The 16,573-nt window shown below is 65.1% G+C and carries 13 protein-coding genes and 2 pseudogenes; 2 read left to right on the forward strand and 13 right to left on the reverse strand.

Going from position 1 to position 16,573, the window contains the following annotated elements:
* Window positions 1-72: 72 nt before the first annotated feature.
* The 13 genes and pseudogenes from ACIA75_RS23985 to ACIA75_RS24045 form a co-directional block, all read right to left on the reverse strand.
* Window positions 73-747: a TetR/AcrR family transcriptional regulator gene (locus ACIA75_RS23985; protein WP_397107595.1), complete on the reverse strand. Its 675-nt coding sequence runs from the start codon at window positions 745-747 to the stop codon at window positions 73-75.
* Between the two features lie 239 nt (window positions 748-986).
* Window positions 987-1,142, reverse strand: a complete 156-nt coding sequence (locus ACIA75_RS23990) for a cupin domain-containing protein (RefSeq protein WP_397107597.1) — start codon at window positions 1,140-1,142, stop codon at window positions 987-989.
* 316 nt (window positions 1,143-1,458) lie between these two features.
* On the reverse strand, window positions 1,459-4,737 hold the full coding sequence (locus ACIA75_RS23995; protein ID WP_397107599.1) for a protein kinase: 3,279 nt from the start codon (window positions 4,735-4,737) through the stop codon (window positions 1,459-1,461).
* 357 nt (window positions 4,738-5,094) lie between these two features.
* Window positions 5,095-5,232: pseudogene (locus tag ACIA75_RS24000) on the reverse strand (transposase); the annotation flags it as partial.
* A 125-nt stretch (window positions 5,233-5,357) separates the two neighbouring features.
* Window positions 5,358-6,444: pseudogene (locus ACIA75_RS24005) on the reverse strand (S-(hydroxymethyl)mycothiol dehydrogenase).
* A 151-nt stretch (window positions 6,445-6,595) separates the two neighbouring features.
* Window positions 6,596-7,546: a PDR/VanB family oxidoreductase gene (locus tag ACIA75_RS24010; protein ID WP_397107601.1), complete on the reverse strand. Its 951-nt coding sequence runs from the start codon at window positions 7,544-7,546 to the stop codon at window positions 6,596-6,598.
* Window positions 7,543-8,730, reverse strand: coding sequence for a cytochrome P450 (locus ACIA75_RS24015; RefSeq protein WP_397107603.1), 1,188 nt, complete (start codon window positions 8,728-8,730; stop codon window positions 7,543-7,545). Before ACIA75_RS24015 ends, ACIA75_RS24010 begins: the two co-directional genes overlap by 4 nt.
* Before the next feature lie 138 nt (window positions 8,731-8,868).
* Window positions 8,869-10,530: an AMP-binding protein gene (locus ACIA75_RS24020; RefSeq protein WP_397107605.1), complete on the reverse strand. Its 1,662-nt coding sequence runs from the start codon at window positions 10,528-10,530 to the stop codon at window positions 8,869-8,871.
* 29 nt (window positions 10,531-10,559) lie between these two features.
* Complete coding sequence (locus ACIA75_RS24025) at window positions 10,560-11,699, reverse strand: FAD-dependent monooxygenase (RefSeq protein ID WP_397107607.1); 1,140 nt, start codon at window positions 11,697-11,699, stop codon at window positions 10,560-10,562.
* On the reverse strand, window positions 11,699-12,271 hold the full coding sequence (locus ACIA75_RS24030) for a flavodoxin family protein (RefSeq protein WP_397107609.1): 573 nt from the start codon (window positions 12,269-12,271) through the stop codon (window positions 11,699-11,701). Before ACIA75_RS24030 ends, ACIA75_RS24025 begins: the two co-directional genes overlap by 1 nt.
* 5 nt (window positions 12,272-12,276) lie before the next feature.
* A complete protein-coding gene (locus ACIA75_RS24035) occupies window positions 12,277-13,491 on the reverse strand; it encodes an alpha/beta hydrolase (RefSeq protein ID WP_397108014.1) in 1,215 nt (404 codons plus the stop codon).
* Between the two features lie 44 nt (window positions 13,492-13,535).
* A complete protein-coding gene (locus ACIA75_RS24040; RefSeq protein ID WP_397107611.1) occupies window positions 13,536-13,793 on the reverse strand; it encodes a hypothetical protein in 258 nt (85 codons plus the stop codon).
* Complete coding sequence (locus ACIA75_RS24045; RefSeq protein ID WP_397107613.1) at window positions 13,790-14,401, reverse strand: VOC family protein; 612 nt, start codon at window positions 14,399-14,401, stop codon at window positions 13,790-13,792. Before ACIA75_RS24045 ends, ACIA75_RS24040 begins: the two co-directional genes overlap by 4 nt.
* A gap of 174 nt (window positions 14,402-14,575) precedes the next feature.
* On the opposite strand from ACIA75_RS24045, the gene ACIA75_RS24050 reads away from it, so the two are divergent.
* Window positions 14,576-15,454, forward strand: a complete 879-nt coding sequence (locus ACIA75_RS24050; RefSeq protein WP_397107615.1) for an alpha/beta hydrolase — start codon at window positions 14,576-14,578, stop codon at window positions 15,452-15,454.
* A 148-nt stretch (window positions 15,455-15,602) separates the two neighbouring features.
* A complete protein-coding gene (locus ACIA75_RS24055; protein WP_397107617.1) occupies window positions 15,603-16,262 on the forward strand; it encodes a TetR/AcrR family transcriptional regulator in 660 nt (219 codons plus the stop codon).
* Window positions 16,263-16,573 lie beyond the last annotated feature (311 nt).

Here is a 16,573-nt window from a genome sequence, read left to right on the forward strand (position 1 = left end):
AGCTGAACAGACACCCGATCGCAGCGAACCGCTTCCTACGGAGTCCGGTTTGCTGCGATCGCACTATTCGACTCAGGCGTGGTTCGTCGTTCCCGCATATTCGAGGCCGAATACAGTTCTGAGCCACACGGTAGTCACCGTCTCCACCATATCTTCCGTCGGTATGGCATTCGCGCTGCGCATGCTCATCAGACCAAGATTTCTCTCACCCATCCATATAAGCGCTGCCGCCAGCGCGCGGGCCGGGGGTCCGTCGATCGCCACGCCCGTGGACCGGTCGCGCTCGATAGCGACAGAAGCGGCCTTGATAAATCGGCCCATGATTTTGTCCCACTGCGCCTGCAAGGCAGGTTCCGCCGCCGCGGCATTACCAACTTCGCGAAGAATGTGTCCGTGCCTCTCCCAGACAGCCGTGACTTCAGAAACCGCGTGCTCTATCGCAACCTCCGGCGGGATTCCGGCCGGCCGTTCGAAAATCATCGACGACGCGACGAAAACATCGTCGGTCACACTCGACAGCAGCGCGGAAAGAACCTGCCATTTCGATTCGAAATAAAAGTAGAAGGATGACCGCGACAATCCTGCGCTCTTGGCGAGGTCATCAATCGAGACCGTACGCATCGACTCGGTGCGCAGCGTTTCATAAGCACCCTGAAGGATCGCTTGCTCTCGCATATCGCCCTTGAGGTTCCGCCGACCAGCCCGGGGCTCGGTGCCGTTGAGACCGTTTGAGAACGAAGCCGCCATGGCCTCTATCGTAGTGACCGGCCCCGGGCATGACGACAGCCCGGCCTCAGAGTTCGTTGTTGTCAGGGGTATTCGATTGATGGGTCCACGCGGGACGCGGACCGTTCCGCGGCCGAGCGGTCGTTGCTCCACGGCGCGGCCGACTCCGAATGCAACGCCCGCAGCGCGGCGGCGACCGGGGCGCCCAGCGCTCCTGGCCAGGCTCCACAGGTGGTCTCCCTCATCCAGGAGCGGATCGGCTACACGAGGAGCAGGTCGAGCAGACTGTGAAGCGCCATACAGGAGCCGGTCTGTATCTCGTCCAGCTCACCGGCCAGCAGGTCGATCGCGGCACGGAGTTCGAGGTGGCAACCTACGCGGCCAGGAAGGTGCCCGATCTCGGGCAGCTCCGCCATGAGCGGATGCATACGACTGCAGTCGGCCAGTACTTGCCGCAGCGGCGTGGGCGTAGGGCGGCCTTTGTCTTGATGCCGGCCATCCAGCCGATCGCGAATGTCCGCACCGTCCGGATCCGCAGGATCGCCGAGATCAGCGGTAGGGCCGCCCGAACGTCGAGCGAGGCGGGAATGAGGCCGGAGGCCGCCGACACCGAGGGAGCTCCACTGACCCGTTGCGCAGCGATGAGTTCACCGGAGGGCACACCAACCGAGGACCTGCGCTCCCCACGGGCAGGGGCAGGTGCCGCACAGGCTGCATCCTGATTCGGAGCGGTCACTGATTCTGCTGTTCGGCACGCTCCGCGATCCATGCCGCGATCTGTGCGCGAGAGGTGAACCCGAGCTTCATCAGGATGTGCTCGACATGGCCAGAGGCGGTGCGCTGGGAAATCACAAGATTCGCGGCAATCTGCTTGTTGGTGAGACCCTGGGCGATCAGGTCAGCGACCTGTTGTTCGCGCTTGGTCAGCGCCCCGCCGGGCCCTGCCGAGGGCTTGTTCTCGGCGGGTTGTTCACCGAGCGCGTAGGCAACAGCGTCGTCCATCACCATCGCTCGTCCTTTGTGGACAGCCGCATCGAACCTACGGTCGCCGAGGGCGGATCTCGTCAGCAGCACGCATTCGTCGTGATGGCGGGAGGTAGGGAAAATGCTCGCAGGGTTGCCCATGGACCGCTGCAGTTCTTCCGCGGCTCCCATCAGTACTGCTGCGCGCTCGGCTTCGCCCTGGTCACCATGCACCCAGCACAGCACTTCGAGAACCAATGCAGCAACGAACGGACTGGACATCTGTCGATTGACCCGCAGGCCATTCTCGAGCAGTTCCATCGCCCATGCCAGGCTGCCCTGCTGCCAAGCGGCGAGGCCCATGCCCCACAACGCAGCAGACCGGAAAAGTACTTCGCCACAGGCCTCAGTGACGGAAAGCAGCTCCTGATAACACTCGATCGCCCCCTTCGGATCGCCGGAAAGCTCGCGCGTCAATCCGAGAAAGGTCAAAGCAGAACCGTAAAGGAAACCCTGCCGATTCGAACCCAGCTCTTCAACAGCACGTTCGAAGGACAGAGACGCCGCTGCAAGATCACCACTGTAGAGCGCCACAGCGCCGTCGGCGTAGGCGATCGGCGCCCGAGTTGTCGGGATCGGGTCCTGTTGAGCCAACACATGCCCCTGTTCCGCAAGCTCAGCGGCCGTCGGCAGGTCACCCTGCATAGCAGCAATGGTGGAGCCCACTTGAAGAGCCTTTACCCGGTCGGCTACAGACTGCTGAGCGGGATGGTCGAGGAGCAACTCGATCCATCGGCGACCTTCGCTGTACATCCCGAGGAAGGTCCAGACGCCGTATAGCGCAACGGCGACCTTCAGTCCGGCTTCCGCCGCCTGCTCGGTGTCTTCGGCCAGGCTGTATTCGAGGGCGGCACGTAAGTTGGATTGTTCGCGTTGGATCCTGGCGAACCAGTAGGGCTGCCGAGCGCTGATGCACTCGGCGTCCGCAGACTGCGCCAGCTGCTTGAACCAGTCGCGGTGACGACGCCGAAGCAACTGTTCCTCGCCGGATTCCCGCAACCTGTGCCGACCATACTCACGGACCATCTCCAGCAACCGCAATCGCACCACACCACGCGACTCGTCCCGGATAAGGATCGACTTGTCCACCAACGACGACAGCACATCGAGCAGATCACCCGTAGCCGAATCAGCTCCGCACACCTGCTCGGCGGCGTCGAGTTCGAAGCCACCGGCGAAGATGGACAGCCGGGCCCACAGCCGCTGCTCGGCCGGGGTGCACAATTCGTAGCTCCAGTCGATGCACCACCGCAGGGTCTGTTGCCGCTTGGGCGCGGTGCGGCTCCCGCGGGTCAGCAATGCGTATCGATCGTCGAGATGCTGCAGGATCTGCTCAGGAGACATCGTGCGTATACGGGCCGCCGCCAGCTCGATCGCCAATGGCAATCCGTCCAACCGAGCACAAATCCGAGCCACACTTACCTTGTCTTCGTCCGAGAACTGCAGACCTGGCATGGCTGCGGTCGCACGGTCAGCGAACAAAGTCAGCGCATCGTAGCGGGCCAGTCCTCGTGGCGACGGCTCCTGATCCGGTTCAGGCACTGCCAGCGGCGGAACCTGCAATATCGCCTCTCCGGCAGAGCCCAACGTTTCCCGGGTGGTCACCAGAATCCGCAAATCGGGGCAGTGCTGTAGCCAACTGCCGACCAGTTCCGCCACCGCCTCCACCAGGTGCTCGCAGTTGTCCAGGACCAGCAACGACTCCCGTGAGACCAGGAAGTCGAGCACCACGGCCGACAACGACCGCGCCGGATCATCACGCAACCCGAGAGCGGTCGCCACCGTGTTGACCATCAGTGCCGGCTCGGAGACATCGGCAAACTCGACCAGCCACACCCCATCGGCGAAGTCCCCGCGCACGGCAGCGGCTGCCTGCAGTGCCAACCGAGTCTTTCCGACCCCTCCGATCCCGGCCAATGTCACCAGCCGGGCCGTGGACAGCAGGTTCTTCACCGCGGCCAATTCGCTGCGGCGATCGACAAAACTGGTCAACTCCAGCGGTAACGTCCCCGCACCCTGCCGAGGCACTGACACCGGTGGACGCCATCCTGGCGCGTCGACCATGCGGTCCCGGGGTTCGCCGTCGGGTTCGAAATACAACGCCATCTCATCGACGGCGAACCCGTGATGCCGTTGTGCCTGCTGAAGCGCCTCTCCCAGCGCCACCAGAGTCGGCCGACGCTGCGGTTCTCGACTCATCGCCGCCGCTATGATCGCCGCAACGTCCTCAGCAATGCCCAGCTCGTGCAGGTTCGGCACCGGCTCGGTGGAGATCCGCAGAAACTGCGTCACCACATTTTCGCCACTTCGCCGTTCGAACGCCGCGTGTCCGGTCAACGCGCAGAACAAGCTGGCGCCCAGACCGTAGACGTCTGCCGCGGACGTAGGATCCTCACCCGCGAGGACCTCTGGGGCCATGAACGCCGGCGACCCGGTGAGGACACCGGCGGCTGTCTGGAACCCACCGGCAATCCGCGCCAGACCGAAATCGGTCAACGCCGGCTCACCGTAATCGGTCAGCAGGATATTGCCCGGTTTCACGTCCCGATGCAGGACGCCCAGGCGATGCGCGCTCTCCAGGGCTCCAGCAATCTTTACGCCCATCCACAGAACGGTCTCGGTCAGTAGCGGCCCCTGCTTGCGGATTCGCCCGTCCAATGACCCCAACCGGTGATACGGCATTACAAAGTAGGGCCGCCCATTTGCGGTGACACCCGTCTCCAGCATGATGACGATATTCGGATGCCCGGTCAAACGCCCCATCACCCGCTGTTCCCTGGAGAATCGCGCCCGACTCTCTGCGTCCAACTCGGCAGGCAGCACCTTCACCGCAACCGCCCGATCCAACTCCGCCTGTTTGCAGCGGTAAACCACGCCGAAACCGCCCCGTCCGATCTCCTCGGCGTCATCCAACCCGGACGCAGCCAACCCCTCCGTGACCGGATCGACCACATCACGGACCGTCGGAGACGGATCATCCTCATTCATAGCTGCACACATCTGTCAGCAGTCCCGGCAACGAGCGCCGCACACGTCAACACTTGCCCGAAGAAGCCTACCCGGGCTACATGGCGACTACCCAGCTACCTAGGACGGGCCCATGGGTTCACGGGTGCTTCCGATCTGATTCGCATTACCCCGGCCCAGCTATCGAGCATATGTTCTAGTCTGAACAATGCTCCTTCGGCGACCATGAATTCGACCCCGCCGGCGCCGGCTGCCGAACACCAGGATGGCCGGAACTCGCCGATGCCGACTTGCTGCGCACTCGTCGAAACCGATTCCCACCGCAAGCGACTGAATGCCGCCATGCGCGCGCCGGTCGCCGAGGCCGAACGTCGTGACCTCGGTCGCGAACTCGACCTTGTCGGGAATCCTGGCGGCCCGGCGACGGCCGCGGTCACCGGTCCACGATTCCGGCAGATAAAACTCCCGATCGACCAGAGCATGACCGTGACGGGAGACGTAAGCGAGGAAGACCCCCGATCTGGCAGGGTGCCGGATGGATGTCGTCGACAACCCGGCCCTCGACGACGTACCGGTACGGCGGGGCCGCGCGAGTTCGAAGACGCCGGAGGTGACGACCCGATCGATGCGCAACGCCCCGCTCACAGCACCACCACCGACCGCAGAATCTCACCACTGTGCATAGTGTGGAACGCCTGTTCCACCTGATCGAGCTCGATGCGCTCGGTGACGAATCTGTCCAGCGGCAGCCGGCCCTGCTGGTACAGGTCGATCAGCACCGGGAAATCCCGCTCCGGCAGGCAGTCGCCGTACCACGACGACTTCAATGTGCCACCGCGGGAGAAGAACTCCACCAGCGGCATCTCCAAGCGCATATCGGGAGTCGGAACACCGACCAGGACAACGGTTCCGGCCAAATCACGCGCATAGAAGGCCTGCTGCCATGTTTCGGGACGACCGACCGCGTCGATCACCACATCGGCACCGAAACCACCGGTCAGTTCTTGGATAGCGGTAACGGGATCCGATTCGGTCGCGTCGATGGTGTGGCTCGCACCGAGTTCGGTTGCCCAGCGCAATTTTCGCGGGTCGTGGTCAACGGCGATGATCGTTGACGCTCCGGCCAGGCGGGCGCCGGCGATCGCGGCATCGCCCACTCCCCCGCATCCGAACACCGCGACCGAATCACCGCGCCCGACCCCCGCCGGTGTTGACCGCGGCGCCGAGGCCGGCCATGACACCGCATCCCAGCAATCCGGTCACCGCGGGGTCGGCGGTCGGGTACCTTCGTGCATTGTCCGGCGTGCACCAAGGTCTTCTCGGCGAACGCGCTGACCCCCAGTGCCGGGGTGAGTTCGGTGCCGTCGACCAATGCCATCTTCCGCGAAGCGTTGAAGGTGTCGAAGCAATACTGCGGCCGGCCGCGCTTACAGGCGCGGCAGCGACCGCACACCGCCCGCCAGTTCAGGACCACAGAATCACCGACAGCAACGGAATCGACTCCTGCACCGACACTTTCAACGGTTCCCGCAGCCTCGTGTCCGAGCAGAAAAGGAAATTCGTCATTGATACCACCCTCTCGATAGGTCAGGTCGGTATGGCACACCCCACACGCGGCCACAGCGACGACGACCTCCCCCGGGCCGGGATCGGGGACGACGATCTCGGTCAGCTCGACCGGCGCCCCCCCTTCGGCCGGGCGACAACTCCACGAACCTGCTGCGGCATATCTGCTTACTCCTTCGATCGGGCGACCACGGTCGAGCCCACGGCTGAATCGATGACACTGCCCCACCAGTGGACCGAACTCGGCCGTCAGGCGAGTTCGAACGGGTCTTTTTCGATGTGCCGAAACACGATCGAATGTCCTCTGAACTGGTCAGAGATCGAGAACCAGTGGAGACGTATACGAGCGTGAGACACACGGCAGGATCCGGTCACTCGCCGCTTGCTCTTCTTCGGTCAGCACGGAGTCACGATGGTCCGGGCGGCCCGCGAGGACGGCGGTTTCGCAGGTACCGCAGGTGCCTTCCTCACATGAGGTGAGGATGTCGACGCCTGCCTCGATCAGCACGTCGACGATGGAACGTCCGACGGGCACCACCAGATCGGCGCCCGTCGAGGCGATTCGCACGGTAAACGGTGTATCCGCGCGCGGGGTCTCGACGTGTTTCGGGGAAAAGCGCTCCGTTCGCAATGGGATCCCGCGGCGTGTACACGCCTCTTCGGCCGCGCGTATCAGCGGCTCCGGGCCGCAGCAATAGACATGCGCTTGTGGACCGGCCTCGTCGAGCGCGGAGTCGAGGTCGATCAATCCGCACTCGTCGAAGGGGAGCAACCGAACCCGGCTGCCGCCGAACTCCCGCAGTTCGTCGCCGTAGGACATGGAAGCGCGAGTCCGGCCTCCGTAGTACAGCGACCAGCGTGCGCCCCCATCGGAAACCTGACGGAACATCGGCAACAGGGGCGTGATGCCGATTCCGCCGGCCAGGAACAGATAGCGCGGTGCCAATCGCAGCGGAAAGTGGTTGCGGGGATTGCTGATACCGATCCGGTCGCCCTCACGGAGTCGCTCGTGCAGCCACACCGATCCGCCGCGACCGCCCGCATCACGCAGGACAGCGATCCGGTAGCAGGTGTGATCCCGGGGGTCGCCGCACAGCGAGTACTGGCGGACGATCCCGGTTCCGGTACTGACGTCGATGTGGGCGCCGGGTTCCCACAATGGCAGTTCCTCCCCGCCGGCCGCTCGCAGCTCGAACTCGACGACGTCGAGGGCGATCATCTTTCGTCCTGCTACCACGACCTGGAGTTCTGTGGAATCGTTCATGACGCGTCGCTCTCCGGGGTGAAGGCCACGGGCAAGGCGAAATGAGTCATCAGAGAACCACCGATCAACCCACTCTCGACGGGTTCGTCGTCGAGGCGCAGGTCCGGCAGCCGGTCGAGAAGGCGCCCGAGCGCGATCCGCAACTCTGCCCGCGCGAGGTGCTGCCCTTGACAGACATGCGCCCCCGCACCGAAGCTGACGTGCCGATTCCGGGTCCGGTGGCGATCGAACTGCTCCGGCGCGTCGAACTCTCGCGGATCCCGGTTGGCCGCCGCGAGATCCAGCAGAACTCGACCGCCCTGGGGGAGTTCGCGGTCACCGACCCGGACAGGGCAGCGGAGTGTGCGCGCGAACAGCTGCAATGGGGTGGTCAATCGCAGGCTTTCCTCGATCACGCGCGGCAAACCGCGGCGATCGGCCAGGAGTTCGTCACGCAGTCCGGGCACCGCCAGCACATGGCGGATGAGGCCGGCGAGGGCCGAACCTGTCGAGTGGTGGCCGCCGACGATGTAGGCCAGCATCAGTCCGGTGGCACCCGCGTCATCGATCGACTTGCCTTGCACCACACCACTGGCCATCTCGGTGAGCATGTCGTCACGAGGGTTCTCACGGCGGTCGGCCAACCAGCGCCGGGTGTGGGCGGAGAACTCGGCGAACCGCGCGGGAAACTCCTCCGAACCCATAGCCGCGAAAAGCGCCGCCGCGATACCTCGGGCACGCACCGCTTCGGTTTGGTCGAGGCCGATCATCCGTCCGATCACGACAGCGGGGAGTGGCTCGGCGATCTGGTCTGCCAGGTCGGCCTTGCCGGCGGTCGCGAAGTCGTCGATCAGCAGGTCGACGACCTCGGCGATGACCGGTTCGAACGCCCGCACCGCGCGTGGGGTGAGCGGGCCGTCGAGGACCGTGCGCCACTCGGAGTGTTCGGGTTCGTCGAACTCCAGCGCGGGCACCGGAGGCAGCAACCCGCTCGCTGGGATGTGCACACCATCGGCCGAGGAGAACGTGTTCGCGTCGGTCAGCGCGGCACGGACATTCTCGTAACGGGTCAGGAAGTCGAACCCGCCGTGTCGGTCGCTGTGCACCACCGGGCACGCTTCGCGCATCTGCGCATGCGCCCGGCGGACATCGGTCGCCGACAGTGCCCGGTCGAGGTGGTCGAGGGCTGGGATTTCGTTTGTCATCATGGCTCCTTCGTCTGCGCTGACGTGCGCCGATTCTGCTGGGGACGGGCCATTCGGGTTATCCGATTCGTGCCGGCCCCGCCATCGTGTGCGAGGCGACGAAGGAGGCCGACGGCGTGCGCTCACGGCGGTGGCCTGTCACCTTTCGGCCGTGAGCGTTTCGGCGATCTCTCGCAGACGGCGACGGTCGACCTTGCCGACCTGGCTGACCCGCGGCATCTCCGGTAACACGACGATTCGCTCGGGCCACTTGTACTTGGCGACCTCGAGCCGATCGAAGTGACCGCGAACAACGGCGAGGTCGATCTCGAACCCGTTGCGGGTCACGACGAAAGCGCAGGCCCGCTCGCCCAGCCGTTCGTCCGGCATCGCCACCAGAGCAGCCTCGGCGATCCCGTCGTGGGAACAAAGGAGGAGTTCGACCTCCTCGGTATTGATCTTCTCGCCGCCGCGGCTGATCATGTTCTTGATCCGGCCCTCGACGGTGTAGCACCGGACCCCGCCGATCGTCTGCTCGGCCATGAGGTCACCGGTCCGGTAAAATCCGTCGGCGGTGAACGCCGCCCGGTTGTGCTCGGCGGCATCGTAGTAACCGTGCAGGGTGTACGGGCCACGCGCACACAGCTCACCCACCTCGCCGGGCGCCACCTCCACCTCGGTACCGGGCTCGTACAACCGAATCTTGTCTCCGGGCGAAATCGGCACCCCGACACTCGCCACGCGGGCGTCGAGCGGGAAATCCAGCGGGGTTGTCAGGCATAGCCCCTCGCTCATGCCGAAGATCTGCCCGCCCCAGATCCCTTGTGCTTCCAGCGACTCCATGTGCCGGCGCGGCACCTTCTTGCCGCTGAACAGGACGCGCCGCAGTGCGGTCGCGGCGGCCAGCCCCGGGTCCAGCGCCAGATCGAAGACGAAGGGCCCCAACAGGGCGTCGGTCGCTTCGTTGCGGACCACGAGGTCGAGCGCAGTCGCGGCGTCGGGAGCTCCGAGCACGAGGGTTGCCCCTACGCTGTGCGGGCCCTGGAGCCCGATGATGATGCCCGCGTTGTGCACGATCGGCATCATGAACGCGACCCGGTCGCCAGGCGCCCATCCCATCGCACGGGCGAGGCTCGAACCGTAGTGCCAATAGGGCGCGTGCAGGCACGGGATCACTTTGGGCACACCGGTGGTTCCACCGGAGAGCTGGAACACCGCGAGTGACTGCCTACCGAGTCCGGCTTGGATTCGTTCGACGACCGCCCGGGCCTCGGCACTGTCGATGTCGGACCCCAGTTCGTCCAGTTCCACGGCACGGGGGTCGTCCGCTGGTCCGTCGGACACCAGAACCGTGCGCTCCCGCCCCTCGGCCTGGGCCAGAGCGAAGCCTTCGAGGTCGAAGCGGGGATCGCGGGCCGCGACGAGGTGCGCGACCGGGTTGGTCTGCCGTGCGATCTCGCCGATCTCGTGTCCGCGGTGCAGCGGCAGCGTACACACCGGGATCAAACCCGCCTTGAGCAGCGCGTACCAAGCGATCACGGTGTTGGCGGTGTTGTGCACTTGCAGCAGGACCGCACCACCCGGCCGCAGCCCGAGGCGATGGAGCCCCGCGGCACGTTGATCGGTGACCCGGTCCAGGTCCGCGAAGGACACACGAATATCACCGCAGATCAGGGCATCTCGGTCGGCGTGGTCCTGCGCGATGATGTGCAGGTGCTCGGCGATGGTGAGTGATTCCCACAGCCCATCTCGGACGTAACGGGCTTCCTCCTCGTCCGAGTAGAGGGCGATCTTTTCGGCTGTGACGGGAGTCGGCGTCATTGCGTGGCTCTCTTCTTCCGGCGCCGTCGTCACCGCAGATCTCGCTCATAGCCGAGGACGACATCGCGGTTCTCCCGCCGGAACTCGCGGTATGAGACCCGTCCCGTGCGCATCAGGTATTCGAGCGCGAACTTCGTCGGGTGTGTGATCGTGCGCGACGGAAGGCCCTCGTACCAGGCGATACTTCGCTTCGCGGCAGCCTGGAAGGCGTCGGCGACGGGCCTGCGCGCTCCCTCGAACGCTGCCAGTCCGACCTCGATGTCCCACCCCGCCTTGGTCAGAGCCCGCGTCAGGTAGACCGCGTCACGCATCGCGAACCGGGTACCGGAGCCGATGGAAGGGTGAACGGTGTGCAAGGCATCGCCGATCAGTACGAGGTTGCGGTGGGACCACCGAGCGCAGCTGACGAACTTCGTCTGGAACCATGGAGAGTGGTTGCTACGCAGTGGCATACCGTCCAGCGAGTCGGCGAACAACTGTTCGCACAGTTCACGGGACTCGTCCTCGGTCATACCGGCGAATCCGAGCCGGTCGAACGTCTCCTGGCCGACCTCGACGGTGAAGTTGCTCATCTCGGCAGAAAAGCGGGAGGCATGCACCATGAGCAGCCCGTGCTCGCTGTTCTGGAGGATGATCGACGGCGCATAGGATTTCGGGGTGCCGTACCAGGCCAGCCAGTTGGTCCCGAGTTCCACACTCGGCAAGAAGTGCTCGGCGAAATGCTCCCGCGTGCGGCTGTTGACGCCGTCGGCACCGACCACCAGATCCCAGTCGGCCAGCTCGTTTTCCGTCACCACCGCGTCGCAATCGTGCTCGATGCTCACCCCGGCCTCGAGAGCGGATTTCTCGAGCGTGGCGAGAAGCGACCAACGAGCGTTGAGATGGCTGCGGCCGACGTGGACCGGCACATCGGCGCCGTCAAGGCTGAGAACCATCTGTTCATGCTGGGTACCCGCGGTGAGCGCGTCGATCACATCGGGTGCGGCGGGGCGCATCGTGTTCGCGGCGCTCTCACTGAACGCCACGCCCCAGCCGTATGTCACGCCTTCCGGGTTCTGCTCCCTGACGTGAACCGTGGCGGTCGGAACCGCTCGTTTCGCGATGATCGAGAAGAAAAGGCCTGCGGGCCCGCCGCCGATCACCAGGATCTTCGAAGACTTTCCCGACATCACTGTCCACCTCCCTGCCAAGACACGACCTGGCGGGCGACGCGTTCCCCCAGCGCTGACGCGGTTCGCAAGTCGCTGTCCTGCATGCCTTCGATGCCCTGGTCCGAATTGGACTGCGCCATGGCGCCGGCGTAGGCGCCGAGCCGGTTGAGCGCGGAGTTCGATCCCGTGCTGCGCCCGTTACCGTCAAGCAGACCCAGTCCGACCCAGACCATTCCGTGCTGCATAGCGAAGAGCCAGAGCTGTGTGAGGGTGTTGAGTTTGTCCCCGGAGTGGCCGCTGGAGTTGGTGAAACCCGCGGCGAGCTTGCCCTTCCACCCCTGGCTCAGCCAGATCTTCGAGCTGGCTTCCATGAACGTCTTGAAGACGGCTGAGCCGCTACCCATGTAGGTCGGGGTGCCGAAGATCAGCGCATCGCAGTCGTCGAGTTGTCGGGGATCGGCGCCGACCTCCTCGGCGAAATACAGCGCGACGTCGATCCCCGGGAGCGACGCCGCGCCTTCTCCCACGGCTCTGGCCTGCGCGGCGGTGTGGCCGTAGCCACTGTCGTAGATGACTCCGATGGAGCCCATTTCCTTCACCTCGTTCTCTGCGATGGTGCGATGGCGAAACGATCGGCCATCCAGCGTTCGATGTGGACGTTCGCGGCGGCGTACCCCGTTGGCTCCCCGTCCGCGAGAGGCTGTCCGAAGTGCTGGCCCCGCACGACGTGTCGGGTTTTGTCCTCAGCGGCCAAGGCGTCGAACATCCGGGCACTGGCGAGGGGCAGCACGGCTTGGTCGCCACTGAACTCGAGATAGAGCGTCGGCAGCCGCACTCCACCCGCGCACCGCACGAAGTCCGCGTTGGTGTGGTTCGCGGACCAGGTCGACAACCACGCGTCGGGAGTGGTCAGCCTGCCGAAGCCCACCAGGCCGTAATTGATCAGATCCGGGCGGCGACCGAACAGCGAGCCGTAGTGCCTGTCGTTCGGGTCGATCGACAGGTCGACGTAGCACGGATCGGCGTCGGTGCGGTATGTGGTGATGATCCTTGGCGCGAGGCCGGTCCGGCGGTCGGCCGGGTCCTTGGTGCGGGCGTACCTCGCCCGCGCCCGCGAGGTCTCGGCGGCCAGTTCCATAGCGCGGGCGTCGATCCGTGCGATCCGATCGTGCTGAGCGGCCCGGTACGCGCGGAGGAACTCCGCGCCGTAGCGACTCGGTTCCGGCGGTGCGGCGAACCCGTTGCTCGGTGAATACATGTTCAGCCCCGGATCCACCGACAGCGGGTCCGACTCGTCGGTGACGGACGGATCGACACAGTGCAGTAGGACCTGGCCCTGGCCTGGATGCGGTGCGAGGAAGATCGCGCCGTCCGGAAGCGGCATCCGCGCGCCGGCCAATCCGATCGCGCGACCGGCCGGGGTCACGTCCAGCCGCAACTCCGGTTCCAGCGACGCCTGCTCGATGTAGAACGCCGACAGCGTCCCACCTCCGGAATGGCCGAAGGTCAACACCGCCTCGAACCCGGAGTCACGGAGAAACACATGCCCTGCGGCCGCGTCCAGCACCGCCTGCTCATGAACCAGCGCGATATCGTTGTTCGGCGAGCGGGTGCCCTGGGTCCAGACCGAGACGCCGACGCGCAGGAGGAGCGGGATCATCGGATGGTGCGCGACCGACTGGCGCGGATGCATGATGGTCACCACCGTCGTGGCGCCGTCGAGCGCGTGCAACACTCCTTCGACTTTGGCGCCGTCGAATGTGGTGAGCTGATGTACCGACGTCGTGACGCTGGGTGGCATCTGTGCCATGTGGATGTCCCGGCCGGCCCCCAGCCGATCCACCGCCAAGGGGCTCATCCTTCGGCACCGGTCGGCTCGACCACCAGCTCCGACTTGTCCCACTGGCGTATTCGGCCATCCTGGACGGCAGCGACCGCGCTGTACCAGAGGGCGTTGCGACATCCCGTGACATTGCGCTCGATGCGTATCGAACCCGTGGCAACGATCTCGAGATAGGGGCCACGCCGCCGGACGGTCACGTCAGCGTCCTTGGCCGCCACCTCGGCCAGCGGGCGGAAGTCGTCGATGTCGAGGACGAAGAGCTTTGTCATGCGAACGTCACCAGCTCCGGCTCGCCCTCATACCGCTCGGCGATCAGCTTCGCCTTGCGCGCGAAGAACTTCTCCAAGCTGGGCTCGGGTTCTTCGGTCACCTCCATCAGGGCATCGACGCTCAGGTTGGCATCGATGTCGTCCTCGGTGGTGATCGCACGCAGTGGACGGGTGATCTCCATCAGGTACCCGTTGGGGTCGGTGACGTAGATCGACTCCACCGTCTCGTGTCGCACCTGCAGTTCGCACGGCCAGTCGCTTTCGTCCAGCCGGCGCCGGTACTCCAGGAGATCCGTCTCGTCGTCCACATGGATCGCGAGGTGGCGCGCGCGGTGAAGCAATTCCGGAAGCTCGTCGTCACGGTAGGGCTCCACGCCGAAGTAGTAGAAGAAGGCCAGCCGGTCGCCGTTGCCGATGTCGAAGAAGAAGTGGATGAAGTCCGGGTGGTCACCGGGACCCCACCCCAGCGCGCATGTTGCGTGGACGACTGGGAAGCCGAGGACGTCCCGGTAAAAGGTGATGGTGGCGCGCGGATCGAAGGTGGGGAACGCCGCATGGTCTACGCCCCGCACCGTGTGCGCAAGCGGCCTGTGCTCCGGGGATGTCATCTGCGTACTCCTCTCGAAGACGAACTGTGTGCGGAAAGCGTAAAACGATCCTGTCACTAGTGTCAAGATTCTGACGTATACGTCAGTGACCAGTCCGAGGCCGGCGTACAGTACTGAGACGTCAAAATTGTGACGTTGAGTTATCGCTAGCCATCGCAAAAGGAGATGCGGGACATGACGAGGGCACCTTTGGACTTCTCCGCCGGCGGGCACAGGATCTCCGGAATCGCGACAGACGGCGGTACCGCGGGGACGCCGCTGGTCATCGCCCTGCACGGCGGTGGTTACAACTGCGGATACTTCGATGTGCCCGGCCACTCACTGCTCGACCTCGGCAGCGCGGCAGGGTTCCCCACATTCGCGCTCGACCGTCCCGGCTACGGCAGCAGCGATCCACTTCCCGAAGGTCAGCGGACCTTCGAAGACAGCGCCGCAGTCCTCTGTGCCGCGATCGGTACAGTGTGGGCCACCCACGGCGAGAACCGCCCTGGCGTGGTCGTGCTCGCGCACTCCATCGGCGCGGCAATCGCGGTGCACATCGCCGCGCGTCGCCCGGACTGGCCGTTACGCGGCATCTCGATACACGGCGTGAGCGATCGGTCACCCGACTACATCGTCGACACCTGGCAGAACCTCCCGGCGAGCGGACCGGTCGAGCTTGCGCCCGAGCAACTCCGCGGTCTGTTGTACGGACCGGAGAGGACCGTCGACGTCGACGTCGTGGAGTTGGCGAAGGCGTCGATAGAGCCCGTTTGTCGTGAGGAGATGCTCGAAATCGTCGGGAACTGGCCGGAGGACGTGGCGAAACTGGCCGCGTCGGTCGTTGTCCCCGTGCAGTACACACTCGCCGACCACGACGGCCTGTGGATCGTCGACAAGGGCCGGGTGGCGAATTTCGCCGGGCACTTCACTTCCGCGCCCTGGGTGGACGCCAAGCTCCAGGCTGACGCCGGTCACAACCTGGACCATCATCGACTCTCCCGTGCGCTGCACCTTCGACAATTCGCCTTCGCGTCGGAGTGCGCGACGCGCACAAGCGCGGTCGACGACTAGCATGATCCGACAACCGCAGAGGATGGCCGCGCGCCGCGACCTAGGACAGAGGGTGGAGATGGCAACCGCAGAGGGTTCCGAGGCGCGGAAACAGACCGGTGGGCGCCCAGAGTCTCGTCGAGGCGCGGCGCCCCGGCGCAAACTGCTCATGAGCGAGATCATCGATCAGGCCATGCGACTGTTCGCCGAACGCGGCTACGACGGAACCACTCTGCAGGACATCGCCGACGCGGTCGGGTTGAGCCGCCCCAACCTCTACAACTACGTGAAGAGCAAAGAAGAGTTGCTCGTGGCAATGGTCGAGGCGACGACGCAGAGCGTGGCGAATTCGTTGCGGGAGGTCCGACAGCGCACCGATCTCGACTCGGCCGAGAAGCTGCACGCGCTCGTGCGCACCCTGGTCCTGAGTCGCGCCGAACAGCCGGCACAGTTCCGAACACTCGACCGCAGCGACCAAGCCCTGCCTCCGGAGATCGCAAACAACCACCTCGAAGGCCGACGAACTGTTCTCCGCGAGGTCACGACTGTCATCGAAGAGGGAATCACCGGCGGTCGCTTCCGTCCAGTCGACGTTCGCATCACGGCACTGTCGATCATCGGCATGTGCAACTGGGTGGCCTGGTGGTTCCACCCGTCCCCGAGCCACCCCGCCGATCCAGTGGCCGAACAGATCGCGGACAACGCGGTCGCGATGGTGGCCCGAGAGCCCGGGCGCATCCCGGATGCGCCGACCCCCCTCGGCGCCGTGGCACTGATCCAGCAGGACCTCGACTTCCTGACTCGCCTCCTCAGCGCAGAAGGCAGTTGAGGAACCCCACTCCGCGACAGCGTGGCGGCCGGCAACGTCGAGATGAGGTCCCGACTTATATATCCGGTAGCGGTTTCGTGGTCGGGGTAGCTCCCCGTAGCGTACCGCGGCGGGGCGGGTGGTTGGACTCCTGAGGTTCCTGTCGCCGAAGCATTCTCGGCTGACTCTGCGGGGGTAGGTCGCGCCACCCGGCCTGCGTTCGCGGCGTGACCGAAGAGAGGCATGACCACAGCACGGGCACGGTACTGGAAGTCGGATTGTCCGCCGCGGATCCCTACCCGGACAGGAGAGAAGGGACCCGTCAGGCCATG

The sequence above is a fragment of the Nocardia sp. NPDC051750 genome, from assembly GCF_044453135.1.
Classification (GTDB): Bacteria; Actinomycetota; Actinomycetes; order Mycobacteriales; family Mycobacteriaceae; genus Nocardia.